This is a genomic window from Paenibacillus sp. FSL H7-0350 (genome assembly GCF_038593195.1).
Classification (GTDB): Bacteria; Bacillota; Bacilli; order Paenibacillales; family Paenibacillaceae; genus Paenibacillus_AQ.
Genome location: NZ_CP151972.1, coordinates 4,518,959 through 4,536,973, shown reverse-complemented (window position 1 = coordinate 4,536,973; position 18,015 = coordinate 4,518,959). Strand labels below are relative to the sequence as shown.

Genomic DNA, 18,015 nt, shown 5'->3' with positions numbered 1-18,015 from the left:
TATTACTCCTTTGTTTCCTTATCTTCAGAGGGATCTTCCACCTGCTGAACAGGCTGAGAAGGCTTCTGAGGCGTATTAGCAGCACTCTCTGGAACCACAGTATCCGCTGCTGCCGGTTTGGTGCTAATGATCGGGTCCAGGTAATGATCCTTCGGCTGACCACTTACCCGCCGAACAATAATCAAGGCAACGGCAGCAATAATGATGAATAGCGCGAGCAGCTGAGAGATGCGGATATTCCCGTAAGCCGGATCAAGGTATCCTTGCTCGAAGCCCATCCACTTCATCGGACTCCATAGCCCGTTAATGAAGGCTGCCACACCGCTGCTGCCGTCAAAGGCAAGGCTGTCCGTACGCAGAGCTTCAATGAAGAAGCGGCCGATGGAGTACCAGATGAAGTAAGACATGAAGATTTCTCCGGCACGTACGAACTTCTGGCGGCGCAGCACCAAGAGGAGCAAAATGCCCAGCAGACTCCAGAGTGATTCGTACAGGAAAGTTGGATGGTGAAAAGCATCCCCTATGTACATTTGATTAACGATAAAGTCCGGCAAATGCAGCTTATCCCGCAGGAACGATTCCTCTACCACGCCGCCATAGGCTTCCTGGTTGATGAAATTCCCCCAGCGGCCGATCATCTGGCCGGCGAGCAGTCCGGGAGCACAGATATCCACGATACGCCAGAACGGGTAGCCTTTATAGCGGAAATAAATAATCGCGCAGATAATCGCACCGATTAAGGCGCCATAAATCGCAATACCGCCATTCCACACCTTGAAGATATCAAGCAGGTTATCCTTATAGTCTTCCCACTTGAAGGCTACGAAGTATAGACGCGCCCCAATAATAGCCGATGGCAAACCCAGCAACAGCATATCCATGAAGAACTCCTGTGGAATGTTGAAGCGTTTGCCTTCTTGAATACATAGGAATAACCCGGTAAGCGCACCAAGACCCAGAATCAGGCCATACCAGTGAACCGGCAGCGATCCAATAGAGAAGACAATCGGGTTAATCGCTAGTGAATAAAACATGCTCTCACACTCCTAATCCAGATCATCCATATCTTCTGAGATGGTGGCTGTAAGTTTATTTGTAAATTGCAGCGCGGCATTGAAGCCCATTTGCTTGAGCCGGTAATTCATCGCAGCCACCTCGATAATGACAGCAAGGTTACGTCCCGGACGGACAGGGATGGTAACCAGGGGCACATCGGTATCAATAATCCGTGTCGTCTCCTCATCAAGTCCCAGACGGTCATACTGCTTGTCCTGCTGCCAGGCTTCCAGTCTAACCACCAGTGTAATCCGCTTGTGGTTACGGATAGCGCCTGCCCCAAAGAGCGTCATAACATTGATAATCCCTACACCGCGAATCTCCAGCAGGTGACGAATTAATTCCGGTGCGGTACCATGAAGCTGATTATCCGAGGTCTGGCGGATCTCCACCGCATCATCGGCAATCAGGCGATGACCGCGCTTAACCAGTTCAAGCGCTGTTTCACTTTTACCAATGCCGCTGGTGCCTGTAATCAGCATCCCTACCCCATACACATCACAGAGAACACCGTGAATTGTTGCTGTCGGTGCCAGTCTGCCCTCAAGGAAGCTAGTCAGTCTGCTTGAGAAAATCGTAGTCGCCATTGAGCTGCGCAACACCGGAAGTCCCTTTTCGTTGCTGATATCCACAAGCTCCTGCGGAATATCCAGCCCACGAGTAATGACGATACATGGGGTATTGTCGTTACAGATTCCGCGTACCCGGCTTTTCCGTTCTTCCTCTGAGAGCATAGAGAAGAAAGCCAGCTCTGTTTTGCCTAATAACTGCACACGTTCTTCCGGATAATATTCGAAATAACCGGCCATTTCCAGCCCGGGACGGTTCAAATCATCCACTGTTATCGGTCTCTTCAGACCATCATGTCCGGATACTACCTCTAATTGAAAATGCTGCACTAATTCCGATACTTTTACCTTCTTAGCCATATATGTCCGTCCTTTCGTCACCCGCGGCTTATGCCGCTTCCCCGCATACCCGTTACATCTTTATCCATTCCAGCTACAGGTAATTCTCCTGCTATCTTAATGGATTATGCCAGTGAATGCAATCTTAACCCCAGCTGTTATCGTTCCAATCCACCATGATCATTACAAGAAAAAGCCGCCTAACCAGGCGGCTTTCTTCATTATAAACTATGTTCACCCTGCAGAGATCTTATCCAAGCAGAACGTTAAGTTCGGATTCTTTATCGAAGATGTGGACTTTGTTCATGTCGATGGCCAATCTAGGCTTGCTGCCTTCACGGGTAGTGGAACGTCCATCTACACGCGCAATTACAGTGTTATTGCCAAGACCGCTCAAGTAGAGGAGCATTTCATGACCAAGGTTTTCCGTAACATCAACCATCGAAGTGAAGATTGTGTTAGGGGAAGCTTCCAGGAATACTGGCTCTTCATGGATGTCTTCTGGACGAACGCCCATAATTACATCTTTACCGATGAAGCCTTTGTTACGCAGGATTGTAGCTTTGCCGCCTGGAACTTCAACATCAAGGTTCTCTGCGCGGAAACGAACAGCGCCGTTCACTTCGGAAAGAGTTCCGTTGATAAAGTTCATTGTAGGGGAACCGATAAATCCGGCTACGAACAGGTTCGTAGGCTCATTGTACAGTTCTTCAGGGGAAGCAGCCTGCTGAATGATACCGTCGTACATAACTACGATACGGTCACCCATTGTCATTGCTTCTGTCTGGTCATGCGTTACATAGATACAAGTGGTTTCAAGGCGTTTAACCAGCTTGGTGATTTCAGCACGCATTTGACCACGAAGTTTAGCATCCAAGTTGGAAAGAGGCTCATCCATCAAGAAGACTTGTGGATCACGGACAATAGCGCGGCCTAGAGCGACACGCTGACGTTGACCACCAGACAGTGCCTTAGGTTTGCGTTCCAGCAAATGCTCGATATCCAGGATTCTTGCTGCTTCGCGCACTTTCTTGTCGATTTCTTCTTTCTTCACTTTGCGCAGTTTCAGACCAAAAGCCATGTTCTGATATACACTCATGTGCGGGTACAAGGCGTAGGATTGGAATACCATCGCGATATCACGGTCTTTAGGAGCAACGTCATTCACTACACGGTCACCAATGTACATTTTACCTTCAGAGATTTCTTCCAGACCAGCGATCATACGCAGGGTTGTGGATTTACCGCAACCGGAAGGACCAACCAGTACGAGGAATTCCTTATCTTTAATATCAAGATTGATATCGATTACTGTTGCTTTATCGGAACCCGGGTATTTTTTGAAAATATGCTCTAAACGTACGCCTGCCATTGTATTTCCCCCTCGAGTCTATTATTGGATTAGAAAATCAAACGCTTTCTTGTACACTTATCTTACCCCAGAGCCGGCCTCATGGCTATTTGTAAGGTTCACAAAAAACCTATTTTCTTTTCGTCACTTTATACAATAACATGGCAAGCTTCACAATAGCGGCATCCCCAAAGCTGCGGACATCGGCACCCGTTTCCTGTTTGATTTTGTCCAGCCTGTAGAGCAACGTGTTACGGTGAATGTACAGCTTCTTGGCGGTTTCACTGACATTGCAGTCCATTTCAAAAAAGGTATCCAGCGTCAGTAGCAGTTCCTTATCCGCCAGTACCGCTGTATAATCACCGATCTGGCCCAGCAGTTGTCTCCGCCGGTCATCTGGAATACTGTTAACCAGCCGCTCCATGTGCAGCTCCCACGGCAGATGAATGTAATCCCCTACCTGGAAGATGCGGCCAAGAATAATAGTCTCCCGCAGCAAGGCGACTGCTCCTGTCAGACCTTTAACCGGAATAATGGCTGGAGAGACTGCAAGATGAAAGACGCCCACCCACTCGCTCGCAATCAGTTCATGCAGCCCCATAGAAGTCTGTGACAGCAAATCCTCAGCACTCTCTTCCTCATCCTCTTTATCATCTCCGTCAGTGAGGAGTTCCTTACGGGCTAAAATTAACCATTCCTTATCCTGCAGAGGAACCAGCAATACATCATTCTCGAAATAACTGCGCAGCAGCTTCATTAAGGAGCGATACGTCATTTGCGGATTATGAACATTCTCGCTTACCAGCATGAAGGGAATCATATCTCCGAACAGCCGGCCCTTCAGTGAGATTTCATCCGGGATCTCCGCATCGTCCTTCTCCTGCTCCAGTTGGGCGTTCAGCCATCCGCTAAGCTGCCTTGCCTCCATCTCTCCTTCTTCCTTGAAGCCGGTTGCCTTCAGTGCTACCGCAAAATTGCGCCCGGCATAATTCACCAATTGCAGCTCAAGCGGTGACAGCCCTTCTGTCTCCACCCATACTGTTGTAACACGGCCATCATTCTCATAGAGGGGAAGCCAAAGATATCCCTCATGAATGACCGGCAATTCCTGATCCTTATCCGTACCTATGCCAAAAAGTGAAGCGGAATGCTGCCTCCCCAGCTGCTTGATTCCGGTCCTCTTTCCGGTGAGTTGCTCCAATTTTTGACGCAAACCCTCACTATCCATCATCACCATTCTCCACCACTTTTGCTTTTTTCGCTTATTTTATCATATTTTGCTGTAAAATGCGGAATTTGCGCTTATGAGCATTATTGAAACATATATCAAATACAAAAAAAGGCCACCACCTAAAGTGATGACCGTTTGATTTAAGATGAGCCATGAAGGACTCGAACCTTCGACACCCTGATTAAAAGTCAGGTGCTCTACCAACTGAGCTAATGGCTCATAAAAAGGGATGGAGGCTGATGGATTCGAACCACCGAACACGTACGTGAGCAGATTTACAGTCTGATGCGTTTGGCCACTTCGCTAAGCCTCCATGTATGGTGGCGCGGGAGGGAATCGAACCCCCGACACAAGGATTTTCAGTCCTTTGCTCTACCGACTGAGCTACCGAGCCATGAAAAAAGCCTGAAAAACAAAAAAATGGCGGAACCGACGGGATTCGAACCCGCGATCTCCTGCGTGACAGGCAGGCATGTTAGGCCAACTACACCACGGTTCCACAATTTGCTCTTAAAAATGGTGCCGGCGAGAGGACTTGAACCCCCAACCTACTGATTACAAGTCAGTTGCTCTACCAGTTGAGCTACACCGGCACGGTGTAAGGCAATACAATTCAAAAATAAAAATGGTGGAGGCTGAGGGGTTCGAACCCCCGACCCTCTGCTTGTAAGGCAGATGCTCTCCCAGCTGAGCTAAGCCTCCGGGTATGTATGGTAGCGGCAGAGGGGATCGAACCCCCGACCTCACGGGTATGAACCGTACGCTCTAGCCAGCTGAGCTACGCCGCCACACTACAAGTATTGGATTTATAATGGCGGAGAGAGAGGGATTCGAACCCTCGCACCGCTTACGCAGTCTAACCCCTTAGCAGAGGGTCCCCTTATAGCCACTTGGGTATCTCTCCAAATTAATGGTAGCCATGTAAATCCGCACAGGAACTTGATTCCTGAAAACTGAATCCGAAACGAATCTGCGTGTTAGAAATTTGGATAAGCCCTCGACCGATTAGTATTGGTCAGCTCCATGCATTGCTGCACTTCCACCTCCAACCTATCTACCTCGTCGTCTTCAAGGGGTCTTACATACTGGGAAATCTCATCTTGAGGGGGGCTTCACGCTTAGATGCTTTCAGCGCTTATCCCGTCCGTACGTAGCTACTCAGCCATGCTCCTGGCGGAACAACTGATGCACCAGCGGTACGTCCATCCCGGTCCTCTCGTACTAAGGACAGCTCCTCTCAAATTTCCTGCGCCCACGACAGATAGGGACCGAACTGTCTCACGACGTTCTGAACCCAGCTCGCGTACCGCTTTAATGGGCGAACAGCCCAACCCTTGGGACCTACTTCAGCCCCAGGATGCGATGAGCCGACATCGAGGTGCCAAACCTCCCCGTCGATGTGGACTCTTGGGGGAGATAAGCCTGTTATCCCCAGGGTAGCTTTTATCCGTTGAGCGATGGCCCTTCCATGCGGTACCACCGGATCACTAAGTCCGACTTTCGTCCCTGCTCGACTTGTAGGTCTCGCAGTCAAGCTCCCTTATGCCTTTGCACTCTGCGAATGATTTCCAACCATTCTGAGGGAACCTTTGAACGCCTCCGTTACTCTTTAGGAGGCGACCGCCCCAGTCAAACTGCCCGCCTGACACGGTCCCCGTACCGGATTACGGTACTAGGTTAGAACCTAGATACGATCAGGGTGGTATCCCAACGGCGCCTCCGCAGAAGCTTGCGCTCCTGCCTCAACGGCTCCCACCTATCCTGTACAGATCGTACCCAAATTCAATATCAAGCTGCAGTAAAGCTCCATGGGGTCTTTCCGTCTTGTCGCGGGTAACCTGCATCTTCACAGGTATTAAAATTTCACCGGATCTCTCGTTGAGACAGCGCCCAAGTCGTTACGCCATTCGTGCGGGTCAGAATTTACCTGACAAGGAATTTCGCTACCTTAGGACCGTTATAGTTACGGCCGCCGTTTACTGGGGCTTCGGTTCACAGCTTCGGGTTTAACCCCTAACCACTCCCCTTAACCTTCCAGCACCGGGCAGGCGTCAGCCCGTATACTTCGCCTTACGGCTTCGCACAGACCTGTGTTTTTGCTAAACAGTCGCTTGGGCCTTTTCACTGCGGCCCCCTCGGGCTATTCACCCTACCGAGGCACCTCTTCTCCCGAAGTTACGAGGTCATTTTGCCGAGTTCCTTAACGAGAGTTCTTCCGCGCGCCTTAGAATTCTCTTCTCGCCTACCTGTGTCGGTTTGCGGTACGGGCACCTTCTCCTGACTAGAGGCTTTTCTTGGCAGTGTGAGATCATGACCTTCGCTACTATAATTTTCGCTCCCCATCACAGCCTGGCCTTAATAGTGTGCGGATTTGCCTACACACCAGCCTCACTGCTTAGACGGACATCCATCAGTCCGCGTCACTACCCTCCTGCGTCACCCCATCGCTCATAGCGGATTACGGTGGTACAGTAATTTCAAACTGTTGTCCTTCGACTACGCCTTTCGGCCTCGCCTTAGGTCCCGACTTACCCTGAGCGGACGAGCCTTCCTCAGGAAACCTTGGGCTTTCGGCGGATCAGATTCTCACTGATCTTTTCGTTACTCATACCGGCATTCTCACTTGTATGCTGTCCAGCGCTCCTTACGGTACACCTTCAACCCACATACAACGCTCCCCTACCCCAGATGCAAAGCATCTAGCCATAGCTTCGGTGGTGTGTTTAGCCCCGTTACATTTTCGGCGCAGAGTCACTCGACCAGTGAGCTATTACGCACTCTTTCAATGGTGGCTGCTTCTAAGCCAACATCCTGGTTGTCTGTGCAACTCCACATCCTTTCCCACTTAACACACACTTGGGGACCTTAGCTGATGGTCTGGGCTGTTTCCCTTTTGACAATGGATCTTAGCACTCACTGTCTGACTCCCGGCAAGAAGTTAATGGCATTCGGAGTTTGACTGAGCTTGGTAACCCTTGCGGGCCCCGCACCCAATCAGTGCTCTACCTCCACCACTCCATTCACCGAGGCTAGCCCTAAAGCTATTTCGGGGAGAACCAGCTATCTCCGAGTTCGATTGGAATTTCTCCGCTACCCCCACCTCATCCCCGCATTTTTCAACATGCGTGGGTTCGGGCCTCCAGTGCGTGTTACCGCACCTTCACCCTGGACAGGGGTAGATCACACGGTTTCGGGTCTACGTCCACATACTCAGTCGCCCTATTCAGACTCGCTTTCGCTGCGGCTCCGGCTTCTCACCTTAACCTTGCATGTTAAACGTAACTCGCCGGTTCATTCTACAAAAGGCACGCCATCACCCATAAAGAGGGCTCTGACTTTTTGTAAGCACACGGTTTCAGGTTCTATTTCACTCCCCTTCCGGGGTGCTTTTCACCTTTCCCTCACGGTACTGTTTCACTATCGGTCGCCAGGTAGTATTTAGCCTTAGCAGATGGTCCTGCTGGATTCATACGGGGTTTCACGTGCCCCGCACTACTCGGGATCCGTCTCGGAGAGAACACAGTTTAGGCTACAGGGCTTTTACCTCTATCGCGGGCCTTTCCAGACCTCTTCGCCTACCATATTCCTTTGTAACTCCATGTGAGACGTCCCACAACCCCAAGAGGCAAGCCTCTTGGTTTAGGCTGTTCCGCGTTCGCTCGCCGCTACTGACGGAATCACTATTGTTTTCTCTTCCTCAGGGTACTTAGATGTTTCAGTTCCCCTGGTCTGCCTCTGCGTATCCTATGTATTCAGATACGAGTAACTGCGAATTACCACAGCTGGGTTTCCCCATTCGGACACCCCCGGATCAAAGCTTGCTTACAGCTCCCCGAGGCAGTTTCGTTGTTCGCCACGTCCTTCGTCGGCTCCTGGCGCCTAGGCATCCTCCGTGTGCTCTTAGTAGCTTAACCAACGTTCCGGTGTTTTGCTTGTTTGCACAATCAAAAACCTTCACTTTGTAGCAACTAATAACTATTTCAACTTGCTTACACAAGTTTCAGCTAAAAGATGTTCTAAAACGCAAATTCGTTTCGGTATCCAGTTTTCAAGGATCAAGATGTTGCATATACTGTTGTAAAGAATAATTGGTGGAGCCAAGCGGGATCGAACCGCTGACCTCCTGCTTGCAAGGCAGGCGCTCTCCCAGCTGAGCTATGGCCCCAAATAGGTATTCAATTCAAGATTGTTATATGGTGGGCCTTGGTGGACTCGAACCACCGACCTCACCCTTATCAGAGGTGCGCTCTAACCAACTGAGCTAAAAGCCCATATAACAAAACATACAGTAGTGAAGCAATCAATGAATTGATTGTTCGCTTGGCGGCGTCCTACTCTCCCAGGACCCTTCGGTCCAAGTACCATCGGCGCTGGAGGGCTTAACGGTCGTGTTCGGGATGGGTACGTGTGGAACCCCTCCGCTATCGCCACCAAACGCATACGAAAGAGACTTGCTCTTTCAAAACTGAACACGAGTGAGTGTCCGAACCCTAAGGTTCTTTTTGGAAGCAAAGCTTCCGATTTGAATGTCTTCATTGCAGAAGACGATTCTCCATAGAAAGGAGGTGATCCAGCCGCACCTTCCGATACGGCTACCTTGTTACGACTTCACCCCAATCATCTACCCCACCTTCGGCGGCTGGCTCCCTTGCGGGTTACCCCACCGACTTCGGGTGTTGTAAACTCTCGTGGTGTGACGGGCGGTGTGTACAAGACCCGGGAACGTATTCACCGCGGCATGCTGATCCGCGATTACTAGCAATTCCGACTTCATGCAGGCGAGTTGCAGCCTGCAATCCGAACTGAGACCGGCTTTGCTGGGATTGGCTCCACCTCGCGGCTTCGCTTCCCGTTGTACCGGCCATTGTAGTACGTGTGTAGCCCAGGTCATAAGGGGCATGATGATTTGACGTCATCCCCACCTTCCTCCGGTTTGTCACCGGCAGTCACTCTAGAGTGCCCAGCTTAACCTGCTGGCAACTAAAGTCAAGGGTTGCGCTCGTTGCGGGACTTAACCCAACATCTCACGACACGAGCTGACGACAACCATGCACCACCTGTCTCAACTTTCCCCGAAGGGCACCTGATGCATCTCTGCTTCGTTAGTTGGATGTCAAGACCTGGTAAGGTTCTTCGCGTTGCTTCGAATTAAACCACATACTCCACTGCTTGTGCGGGTCCCCGTCAATTCCTTTGAGTTTCAGTCTTGCGACCGTACTCCCCAGGCGGAGTGCTTACTGTGTTAACTTCGGCACCAAGGGTATCGAAACCCCTAACACCTAGCACTCATCGTTTACGGCGTGGACTACCAGGGTATCTAATCCTGTTTGCTCCCCACGCTTTCGCGCCTCAGCGTCAGTTACAGCCCAGAAAGTCGCCTTCGCCACTGGTGTTCCTCCACATATCTACGCATTTCACCGCTACACGTGGAATTCCACTTTCCTCTTCTGTACTCAAGTCACCCAGTTTCCAGTGCGACCTCAGGTTGAGCCCAAGGTTTAAACACCAGACTTAAATAACCGCCTGCGCGCGCTTTACGCCCAATAATTCCGGACAACGCTTGCCCCCTACGTATTACCGCGGCTGCTGGCACGTAGTTAGCCGGGGCTTTCTTCTCAGGTACCGTCACTCCGGCAGCAGTTACTCTACCGGACGTTCTTCCCTGGCAACAGAGCTTTACGATCCGAAAACCTTCATCACTCACGCGGCGTTGCTCCGTCAGGCTTGCGCCCATTGCGGAAGATTCCCTACTGCTGCCTCCCGTAGGAGTCTGGGCCGTGTCTCAGTCCCAGTGTGGCCGTTCACCCTCTCAGGTCGGCTACGCATCGTCGCCTTGGTGGGCCATTACCCCACCAACTAGCTAATGCGCCGCAGGCCCATCCCCAAGCAGCAGATTGCTCCGCCTTTCATTCTCTCCTCAGGAGAAAAAAGAAATTATCCGGTATTAGCTACCGTTTCCGGTAGTTATCCCAGGCTTGAGGGCAGGTTGCCTACGTGTTACTCACCCGTCCGCCGCTAAGTTTGAAAGGAAGCAAGCTTCCTTTCAAACTCCGCTCGACTTGCATGTATTAGGCACGCCGCCAGCGTTCGTCCTGAGCCAGGATCAAACTCTCCAAATTGGTATTTAGAAAGAGCGATTGCTCATTTTGAAACATCTGACGAGAATTCACATTCTCTAATTTGGATCTCACCGAAGTGATTTCCCACTCACTCGTTGTTCAGTTTTCAAAGATCAATGTCTCATCTTTTGTCGTTGATGTTTGTCTCAGCAGCGACCTTTATAATATATCACAGCACCCTTGTTTCAGTCAAGCGTTTTTTTAATTTCTTTTTTCGCTTTAGCTTTCAGCAAGTGATCCGAAGATCTCCTGTCCAAAGGGCCGAGACTTAATGTATCATGAATCAGGAGCCTTCGTCAACCTCTAAAACAAAGTTAATTTCAAACCTAATAACAGCGCCACTCCCGGCAGTCCAAGAATGGTTACAGCACCTATGGTTGTGGGGTTAAGTGGTATGTGCAGATCACTTACAACTCCTGAGAAATTAACGATATAAATTCCGAGTGCCGCCAATATAAGATGGGTTCCAAATACGCTCAGCCATGCCCACCCCAATCTTTTCCTGAATACAATCAGAATCAGCAGCGCTGCAGATATAATCAGTACACCCATAGCTACAGTTCTTAGCATCGTTTTCCTCCTCGTTGACTCGGTCTGTTCATACTTGCAGCTGGCTCCGGTTAAGTCCCAGCCGCTTGGCATCCTTAAGGTGTATCTGATATTTACGCTCAGCCGCCTCCAGGATATAGATCGCATAGTCAATCTGATCCTGGCCCAGAGCCTCATCAAACATCAGGTAAGCCCGCTCCCATTCAGACTGCGCTTTACGCACCTCATGGTACACCGCGCCCCATTCCTCTTCCGTCTCCACTGCCTTTGCCTTATCCGCATTCCCGCTCAGCCACTTGGTACTCCACCAACCCATTGCAATCCCTCCTAAGATATATGAATAACTGCAGATGCAACTATGATTCACACCCGTTAATCTCATACATATCGGAATAGGGACAAACTTAGAACCGGGAGAGGGGTCTTAGCAGAACTTTTAGCAGTGTATCAGCGGTTCTTGAGGAAATAAAAAAAGGAGCCCGAGGGCTCCCTACACTTTTAATACAACAGCACAACAGTCAGAACAGCTCACGACGGCCTTCCAGCGCCTTCGACAGGGTTACCTCGTCTGCATACTCAAGATCGCCGCCTACAGGCAAACCATGGGCTATCCTGGTGATCTTGATCTCAAAGGGACGGACAAGACGCGAGATATACATGGCGGTGGCTTCCCCTTCAATGTTGGGGTTGGTCGCCATAATCAGCTCCTTCACCCGCTCATCGCTGAGTCTGGTCAGCAGCTCCTTCAGCCTTATGTCGTCCGGCCCTATGCCTTCCATAGGCGAGATTGCACCCTGGAGCACATGATAATAGCCGTCAAATTCCTTGGTACGTTCGATAGCCACCAGATCCTTCGAGTCCTGAACCACACAGATTACCGAAGCATCGCGGGTTTTGTCCTGGCAGATCCGGCAAGGGTCGGTATCCGTTATGTTGCAGCAGACCGAGCAGTAATGAAGATTACGCTTGACGCTGACCAAGGCTTTGGCGAAATCAATCACCTCATCCTCCTTCATGTTCAGCACATGAAAAGCCAGCCGGGCCGCCGTCTTCGGGCCAATCCCGGGCAAACGTGTAAAAGCTTCTATCAGCTTGGCTAGCGGTTCTGGATAATACAAAGTATCGGTTCTCCTTTGGCAGGGAGTGGAGTAAGCCTAGAACAAGCCAGGAATCTTCATTCCGCCTGTGAATTTACCCATATCGTTGTTCGCCAACTCTTCTGCCTGGGTAAGAGCATCATTAACAGCAGTGATCACCAGATCCTGCAGCATTTCGATATCCTCCGGATCAACAACCTCCGGCTTGATCTGAATGGACAGCAATTTCTTGTGTCCGTTCACCTGAACGGTAACCACGCCACCACCGGAAGAACCTTCAATCATCTTGCTGCCTAGCTCCTCCTGGGCTTTGAGCATCTGTTCCTGCATCTTCTTAACCTGCTTCATCATTTGGTTCATATTATTCATACATCATCTCTCCTTTGGGATGCGCATCTTCGCGCTGATAGCTGAATCCTTATTCTTTTATGACAACAAGGTCTTCTCCAAAGAGCTGGATCGCCTCATCAATCCATGGTTCGGACTTGCCTTCGCTGCTCTCGTGCTCATGCTCCAGACGCAGCTCCTCTGTTCCGGCCGAAGCCGCAGATTTCGTCGCTGCTTCATTCCAGTCCCGCATCATCATAGTAACCAGCCGGTAAGGCTTACCCAGCTTGGCATTCATTACATTCTCGATGACCTGCCGGTTCGCAGGCTTCTCTGTAGTATCCCGGTGAATGGTATTCTTGAAGGCAACCAGCACAGCATCTTCCATCACCGCCACCGGCTCACCGTCCACAAACCAAGCGTGTACCGTGACCTTCTCTTCCTTCACACCCTGAAGAACAAGACTCCACTGCTTAAAGACCGCACTAAAATCAGGACTGTCCTTACCCGCAATGAACTTATCCAGCTGCGGGGGAAGCTTAGAGGCGGAGGATACCCGCGGAGCGCTTGGCGGGGCAGTGCGCTGCGCTGCCTGCTCACGCCCGCCGCCAGCAACCCCTCCGGCTTGAATAGCCTGCTCCAGCTTCTTCTCCAGTGCGGCAATCTGCCGTCTGAGCTGATCCAGCTCACCGGACTGTACCTGAGGAGAACCATTCGCGGCTGCAGGTGCGGCCGAATTCACTACCGGATCACCTACAGACGGAGCAGCAGCATCCTGCGGACCGCTGCACAGCTTCATCAGCGCTACCTCGAATATAGTCTGTGGATGGGTCGCATACTTCATCTCTCCCAGATAGCGGCTCAGCGTCTCTACAATCAGGAATAACCTGTCACGGGTAAAGGCCTCAGCCATATCACGGAAATCGGCCGGATTAAGCACGCGGTCCGTTAGCTGGTTTGCTCCAGGCACCATCTTGATCATCAGTAAATCACGGAAATAATACAGAAGATTCTCCAAGCATTTATCTGCGCTCTTGCCCTCATGCATCATCTGTTCCACAAGCTCCAGCAGCTGTCCCATGTCACTCTCAAGAATAGCGTTCGCCAGACGCGCGAACTGCTCGGAGGGGATGCCCCCGGTCATTCCCAGCACCTGCTGATAGGTCACATTCCCGTCTGTGAAGGAAGAGATCTGATCCAGAATGCTAAGCGCATCGCGCATCCCGCCGTCAGACAGGCGGGCAATATACTGGAGAGCATCTGCATCTGCTGTAATGCCTTCCTTCTGGCAAATCTCAGTCAAGCGGCCCGTCTGTTCCTCCAGCGAGACCCGGCGGAAGTCAAACCGCTGACAACGCGAGATGATCGTAGCCGGCAGCTTGTGCGGCTCGGTGGTCGCCAGTATAAACATCACATGCTGCGGAGGCTCTTCGAGCGTCTTCAGCAGGGCATTGAATGCCTCTGTTGTCAGCATATGCACTTCATCAATAATATACACTTTACGGCGTACTTCGGTAGGTGCATATTTCACCTTATCCCGCAGATCGCGAATCTCTTCAACGCCCCGGTTGGATGCCGCATCTATCTCCTGAACATCCATGATGTTGCCTGCCGTAATCCTCAGACAAGACGGACACTCATTGCAGGGCTCAGGACCCGGGCCCCGCTCGCAATTGACTGCCTTGGCCAATACCTTGGCCGCACTCGTCTTACCGGTTCCCCGCGGTCCGCTGAACAGATAGGCATGCGAAACCCGCTGTTCACGGATCGCATTCTGCAGCGTCTGGATAATATGCTGCTGCCCAACCATATCTTGAAACGACTGCGGCCGCCAGGCACGGTACAGCGCGATATGTTCCACTATGCATTACCCTCTCTCAGGCTGCCGCTTTCCGGCATTTGTCGCTAATTTATTATACTATATTCCCAAGTCTTTGACCAAGCAGAAGCGGCTCACCGTCCGTCAAGGAAGGATATTAGCCAGAGCGGGAATAATATCTCATTACCTAGCATACCTAGAAAAACAAAAAGCGTCTTTGCTTGTAGCAAAGACGCTATCATCATCCTTATTTAAACCGTGCACCTGTTATTGATGGCTGCGATCCAAGCGGTAATCCTACAAAACTGCTCGGGCTAGGCCACCCTCCGGCACAAGAGCAAACTCGCTTATGGCTGCTTCCTTCCGGACCTGACCAGGTTCACAAGCACTCATTGCGGAGGACCCAACCGTCAACACAGCCTATAGGAACCAAGGCCTCACATCGACAGCACCTCTAACAGGAATTCAACCTCGCTACAGCGGATTGCGAGTTACAGGGCACCGCTACCTCCCCGTCTAGCACGGCGAAGATAAGTATAGCTTACGGACAGGCAAAAATCAACTATGCAAAATTAGATACCATATTTCTTCTTGAATCTGTCCACACGTCCGCCGGCATCCAGGAACTTCTGCTTACCGGTGAAGAACGGGTGACAGCTTGAGCAAATTTCGACGCGAAGCTCCTGTACTGTCGAACCGGCTTCAAAAGTGTTGCCGCAAGCGCAGGTTACCTTCGTTACATTGTACTTGGGTTGAATGGTTGTTTGCATATACAATCTCACCTCTCACGCCCTAAGCCTCATGCGGGCCTAGAGTTATATGATTACGCAAGCTACATTCTAGCATGTGAAGCCCAGGCTCTGCAATAGGCCAGCCGTTCTTAAAAACCTAAAGCCTAAAGCTGCACTCTGCGCTGCTTGGCACGGGCCAGCTCAGCAGGGGGAACATGGGTGAAGGAACCAATGACAACCTCCGGGAGCTCCTCACGGAAGATCTCGAGCATGGTCTTCATGCCAAGAATCTCGCCCCGTGCAGGAGGAATAAGCTCCAGATAGCTCTCTGGGTCAATATTGAGATTACGCATCTGAATGAGCTTAAGATCTGTACGTCTGACGAACTCCACCATCGCTTCAATCTCTTCCTCACGGTCAGTAACCCCCGGGAAAATCAAATAGTTAATGGAGGTATATACGCCTTGTGAGGCAGCGTACTTCAGCGACTTCTCCACGTTAGCCAGCGTATATCCGCGAGGCTTGTAATAGGCGTTATAATGGTCATCCAGCGCGCTGATGGTACTAACCCGCATTAGATCAAGCCCTGCATCAACAATGCCGCGGATATGATCGCTTAAGCCGGCATTGGTGTTGATATTGATATAGCCCATATCGGTAATGGACCGGACTTCACGGATAGATTCAATAATCAGCTTCGCCTGCGTAGAAGGCTCGCCTTCACAGCCCTGTCCAAAGCTGACAATCGATTCCGGCGTCTTCAGGTGCTCCAGCATTACTTGCGATACTTCGTTCACAGCCGGACGGAAGTTCATCCGGGTCTGCGGGGACACAAACCCGCTGTCATCGGGCTGTTCAGAGATACAACCGAAGCAGCCGGCATTGCAGGAGTATGAGACCGGAACAGCACCCTCCCAGCGGCCCAGGAAGGTATTGGACGAGGTTAAGCATTCATATTCCAGCGCGCAGTTGGACAAGTGATTATACAGACGGTTCTCCGGGTACTTCGCAGTCAGTTCGCCCACACCGGTCTTCACATCGTCCCGGTCGCAATTAAGCGGGTTCCACTGCTCCGGATCATCAGTAAGATCAGCCGCCACATAGAAACCGCCGTCCTTCCATACTACAGCGGAATATCCGAAGAGCGGAAGCTTGTAGGTCTTGTCTGTCTTGACGTAACCGGGAAGGCACAGACGAGTGTATCCCTGCGGCAGCAAGGCTCCGACAGCCTGCGAACCTGCCGGCAGGGGCAGCATCTCACCAGTCTCCGGATTCATCCCAATCGCCCGCGTGCTCGGAAGCCCGACCAGCGTGGCCCCCTCAGGCAGCGGAACCAGCTCTTCCTCCAGTATCTCAACGATCATATCGCCACTGCGGGCCAGGGCATACAGCTCGGGATGATCATATACGTTTCCTTGTTCGTCGGCATATACCAAATACATGTTATTCTCCTCTTGTTATCTATTCTCAGGTAGTCGGCACAGAAGGCGCCTTGGGACGCGTGGTGCGGCGGGCGGACGAGCCGCTATTCGAGGTGCCGCCTTTGCTGGCCGTACCGCTTGCTGACGAGGAATCCTTGCCTCCAGCCACATCGAAGGAGGCCAGGAACTCCGCATTCGTCTTGCTGTCACGCAGCTTCTTCAGGAATCCTTCTACGAAGTCATAGGATTCATTCATATTTTTACGGATCGACCAGATTGTATCCAGCTCTTCCTTGCTAAGCAATACTTCTTCACGGCGCGTACCTGAACGGCGGATATCAATTGCCGGGAAGATCCGGCGCTCAGCCAGCTTACGGTCCAGATGGAGCTCCATGTTCCCTGTACCCTTGAATTCCTCATAAATAATATCATCCATCCGTGATCCGGTATCAATCAGTGCGGTAGCAAGAATAGTTAAGCTGCCGCCCTCCTCCACGTTACGTGCCGAACCGAAGAAACGCTTAGGCCGATGGAACGCGGCAGGATCGATCCCTCCGCTAAGTGTCCGGCCGGATGGCGGAACTACGAGATTGTAAGCACGGGCAAGACGGGTAATGCTGTCTAGCAGAATGACAACATCCTTCTTGTGCTCTACCAGACGCAGCGCACGCTGGAGTACAAGCTCTGCCACTTTGATATGATTCTCCGGCAGCTCGTCAAATGTCGAAGCCACTACCTCACCTTTAACCGAACGCTGCATATCCGTTACTTCCTCAGGACGTTCATCGATCAGCAAAACAAACAGTGCAATCTCGGGATTGTTCGTAGAGATACTGTTGGCAATTTCTTTGAGGAGGAGCGTCTTCCCTGCTTTGGGAGGTGCTACAATTAAACCGCGTTGCCCCAGACCTACAGGAGCAAGCAAATCCATGATACGGGTCGATAAATGGGTTGGGGATGTTTCGAGCGGCAGCTTATCTTGCGGATAAAGCGGCGTAAGCGCCGGAAAATGTAACCGTTCAGCTGCAGTTGCCGGGTTCTCGCCGTTGACGGCATTCACCTGCAAGAGTCCAAAATAGCGCTCGTTCTCTTTGGGCGTCCGGCATTTCCCGGAGACCAGGTCACCGCTTCTAAGGTCGAACTTGCGGATCTGCGATGCGGAGATATAAATATCCTCTGCACTCGGCAAGTAGTTAATCGGCCGAAGGAAGCCATAGCCTTCCGGCAGAATCTCAAGCACGCCTTCCATAAACATTAGACCGCTCTGCTCTGCCTGTGCTCTAAGAATAGCGAAGATTAACTCCCGCTTCTTAAGCGTTCCGTAATAAGGAATCTGGTATTTCTTAGCCAGCTTATACAGATCGGTAAGCTTCATTTCTTCCAGATCGGAAATTTGAAGATCCATG

At 51.1% G+C, this 18,015-nt stretch carries 12 protein-coding genes, 10 tRNA genes, 3 rRNA genes and 1 other RNA gene; all 26 read right to left on the bottom strand.

Annotated elements, in window-relative coordinates:
- Window positions 1-2 precede the first annotated feature (2 nt).
- The gene (lgt, locus tag NYE24_RS20875; protein ID WP_036690037.1) at window positions 3-1,034 is read right to left on the bottom strand and encodes a prolipoprotein diacylglyceryl transferase; all 1,032 of its coding nucleotides are present in this window, start codon (window positions 1,032-1,034) and stop codon (window positions 3-5) included.
- A gap of 12 nt (window positions 1,035-1,046) precedes the next feature.
- Window positions 1,047-1,985, bottom strand: a complete 939-nt coding sequence (hprK, locus tag NYE24_RS20870) for an HPr(Ser) kinase/phosphatase (protein ID WP_036690036.1) — start codon at window positions 1,983-1,985, stop codon at window positions 1,047-1,049.
- A gap of 229 nt (window positions 1,986-2,214) precedes the next feature.
- On the bottom strand, window positions 2,215-3,336 hold the full coding sequence (gene ugpC / locus NYE24_RS20865) for a sn-glycerol-3-phosphate ABC transporter ATP-binding protein UgpC (protein WP_341028123.1): 1,122 nt from the start codon (window positions 3,334-3,336) through the stop codon (window positions 2,215-2,217).
- A 109-nt stretch (window positions 3,337-3,445) separates the two neighbouring features.
- Window positions 3,446-4,528, bottom strand: coding sequence for a helix-turn-helix domain-containing protein (locus tag NYE24_RS20860; protein WP_256706404.1), 1,083 nt, complete (start codon window positions 4,526-4,528; stop codon window positions 3,446-3,448).
- A gap of 164 nt (window positions 4,529-4,692) precedes the next feature.
- Window positions 4,693-4,765, bottom strand: a tRNA-Lys gene (locus NYE24_RS20855).
- A gap of 11 nt (window positions 4,766-4,776) precedes the next feature.
- A tRNA-Tyr gene (locus NYE24_RS20850) sits at window positions 4,777-4,859 on the bottom strand.
- 5 nt (window positions 4,860-4,864) lie between these two features.
- A tRNA-Phe gene (locus NYE24_RS20845) sits at window positions 4,865-4,940 on the bottom strand.
- Window positions 4,941-4,967: 27 nt separating this feature from the next.
- Window positions 4,968-5,045 (bottom strand) — tRNA-Asp (locus tag NYE24_RS20840).
- Between the two features lie 18 nt (window positions 5,046-5,063).
- A tRNA-Thr gene (locus tag NYE24_RS20835) sits at window positions 5,064-5,139 on the bottom strand.
- 33 nt (window positions 5,140-5,172) lie between these two features.
- Window positions 5,173-5,248 (bottom strand) — tRNA-Val (locus tag NYE24_RS20830).
- 9 nt (window positions 5,249-5,257) lie between these two features.
- Window positions 5,258-5,334 (bottom strand) — tRNA-Met (locus tag NYE24_RS20825).
- Window positions 5,335-5,358: 24 nt separating this feature from the next.
- Window positions 5,359-5,450 (bottom strand) — tRNA-Ser (locus NYE24_RS20820).
- 81 nt (window positions 5,451-5,531) lie between these two features.
- Window positions 5,532-8,460 (bottom strand): 23S ribosomal RNA (locus NYE24_RS20815).
- 175 nt (window positions 8,461-8,635) lie between these two features.
- Window positions 8,636-8,711: transfer RNA gene (locus tag NYE24_RS20810), tRNA-Ala, on the bottom strand.
- Between the two features lie 29 nt (window positions 8,712-8,740).
- Window positions 8,741-8,817, bottom strand: a tRNA-Ile gene (locus NYE24_RS20805).
- A gap of 47 nt (window positions 8,818-8,864) precedes the next feature.
- Window positions 8,865-8,981, bottom strand: a 5S ribosomal RNA gene (gene rrf, locus NYE24_RS20800).
- 123 nt (window positions 8,982-9,104) lie between these two features.
- Window positions 9,105-10,665 (bottom strand): 16S ribosomal RNA (locus NYE24_RS20795).
- Together the 16S, 23S and 5S rRNA genes with 10 tRNA genes alongside form the textbook arrangement of a ribosomal RNA operon.
- Before the next feature lie 303 nt (window positions 10,666-10,968).
- Window positions 10,969-11,235 (bottom strand): pro-sigmaK processing inhibitor BofA family protein, encoded by a 267-nt coding sequence (locus NYE24_RS20790; RefSeq protein WP_036698881.1) that lies wholly within the window; start codon window positions 11,233-11,235, stop codon window positions 10,969-10,971.
- Window positions 11,236-11,263: 28 nt separating this feature from the next.
- On the bottom strand, window positions 11,264-11,530 hold the full coding sequence (locus tag NYE24_RS20785; protein WP_051493900.1) for a DUF2508 family protein: 267 nt from the start codon (window positions 11,528-11,530) through the stop codon (window positions 11,264-11,266).
- Between the two features lie 202 nt (window positions 11,531-11,732).
- Window positions 11,733-12,332 carry a recombination mediator RecR gene (recR, locus tag NYE24_RS20780; RefSeq protein WP_036698882.1) on the bottom strand — a complete coding sequence of 200 codons (600 nt, stop codon included), beginning with the start codon at window positions 12,330-12,332 and terminating at the stop codon, window positions 11,733-11,735.
- Between the two features lie 36 nt (window positions 12,333-12,368).
- Complete coding sequence (locus NYE24_RS20775) at window positions 12,369-12,680, bottom strand: YbaB/EbfC family nucleoid-associated protein (protein ID WP_342476553.1); 312 nt, start codon at window positions 12,678-12,680, stop codon at window positions 12,369-12,371.
- 49 nt (window positions 12,681-12,729) lie between these two features.
- Window positions 12,730-14,499 (bottom strand): DNA polymerase III subunit gamma/tau, encoded by a 1,770-nt coding sequence (gene dnaX, locus NYE24_RS20770; protein ID WP_342476552.1) that lies wholly within the window; start codon window positions 14,497-14,499, stop codon window positions 12,730-12,732.
- Window positions 14,500-14,713: 214 nt separating this feature from the next.
- Window positions 14,714-14,982, bottom strand: an RNA gene (gene ffs, locus NYE24_RS20765) — signal recognition particle sRNA large type.
- Window positions 14,983-15,029: 47 nt separating this feature from the next.
- Window positions 15,030-15,227, bottom strand: coding sequence for a 50S ribosomal protein L31 (gene rpmE / locus NYE24_RS20760; protein WP_036698887.1), 198 nt, complete (start codon window positions 15,225-15,227; stop codon window positions 15,030-15,032).
- A gap of 125 nt (window positions 15,228-15,352) precedes the next feature.
- On the bottom strand, window positions 15,353-16,630 hold the full coding sequence (locus tag NYE24_RS20755) for a radical SAM protein (RefSeq protein WP_036698888.1): 1,278 nt from the start codon (window positions 16,628-16,630) through the stop codon (window positions 15,353-15,355).
- A gap of 25 nt (window positions 16,631-16,655) precedes the next feature.
- Window positions 16,656-18,014, bottom strand: coding sequence for a transcription termination factor Rho (gene rho, locus NYE24_RS20750; protein WP_076162080.1), 1,359 nt, complete (start codon window positions 18,012-18,014; stop codon window positions 16,656-16,658).
- Window position 18,015 lies beyond the last annotated feature (1 nt).

Coding starts and splice junctions, on each gene's coding strand:
- rho (WP_076162080.1), bottom strand. CDS start 18,014: ATGGATCTTCAAATTTCCGATCTGGAAGAAATGAAGCTTACCGATCTG.
- hprK (WP_036690036.1), bottom strand. CDS start 1,985: ATGGCTAAGAAGGTAAAAGTATCGGAATTAGTGCAGCATTTTCAATTA.
- NYE24_RS20755 (WP_036698888.1), bottom strand. CDS start 16,630: ATGTATTTGGTATATGCCGACGAACAAGGAAACGTATATGATCATCCC.
- ugpC (WP_341028123.1), bottom strand. CDS start 3,336: ATGGCAGGCGTACGTTTAGAGCATATTTTCAAAAAATACCCGGGTTCC.
- rpmE (WP_036698887.1), bottom strand. CDS start 15,227: ATGCAAACAACCATTCAACCCAAGTACAATGTAACGAAGGTAACCTGC.
- NYE24_RS20790 (WP_036698881.1), bottom strand. CDS start 11,235: ATGCTAAGAACTGTAGCTATGGGTGTACTGATTATATCTGCAGCGCTG.
- NYE24_RS20775 (WP_342476553.1), bottom strand. CDS start 12,680: ATGAATAATATGAACCAAATGATGAAGCAGGTTAAGAAGATGCAGGAA.
- lgt (WP_036690037.1), bottom strand. CDS start 1,034: ATGTTTTATTCACTAGCGATTAACCCGATTGTCTTCTCTATTGGATCG.
- NYE24_RS20785 (WP_051493900.1), bottom strand. CDS start 11,530: ATGGGTTGGTGGAGTACCAAGTGGCTGAGCGGGAATGCGGATAAGGCA.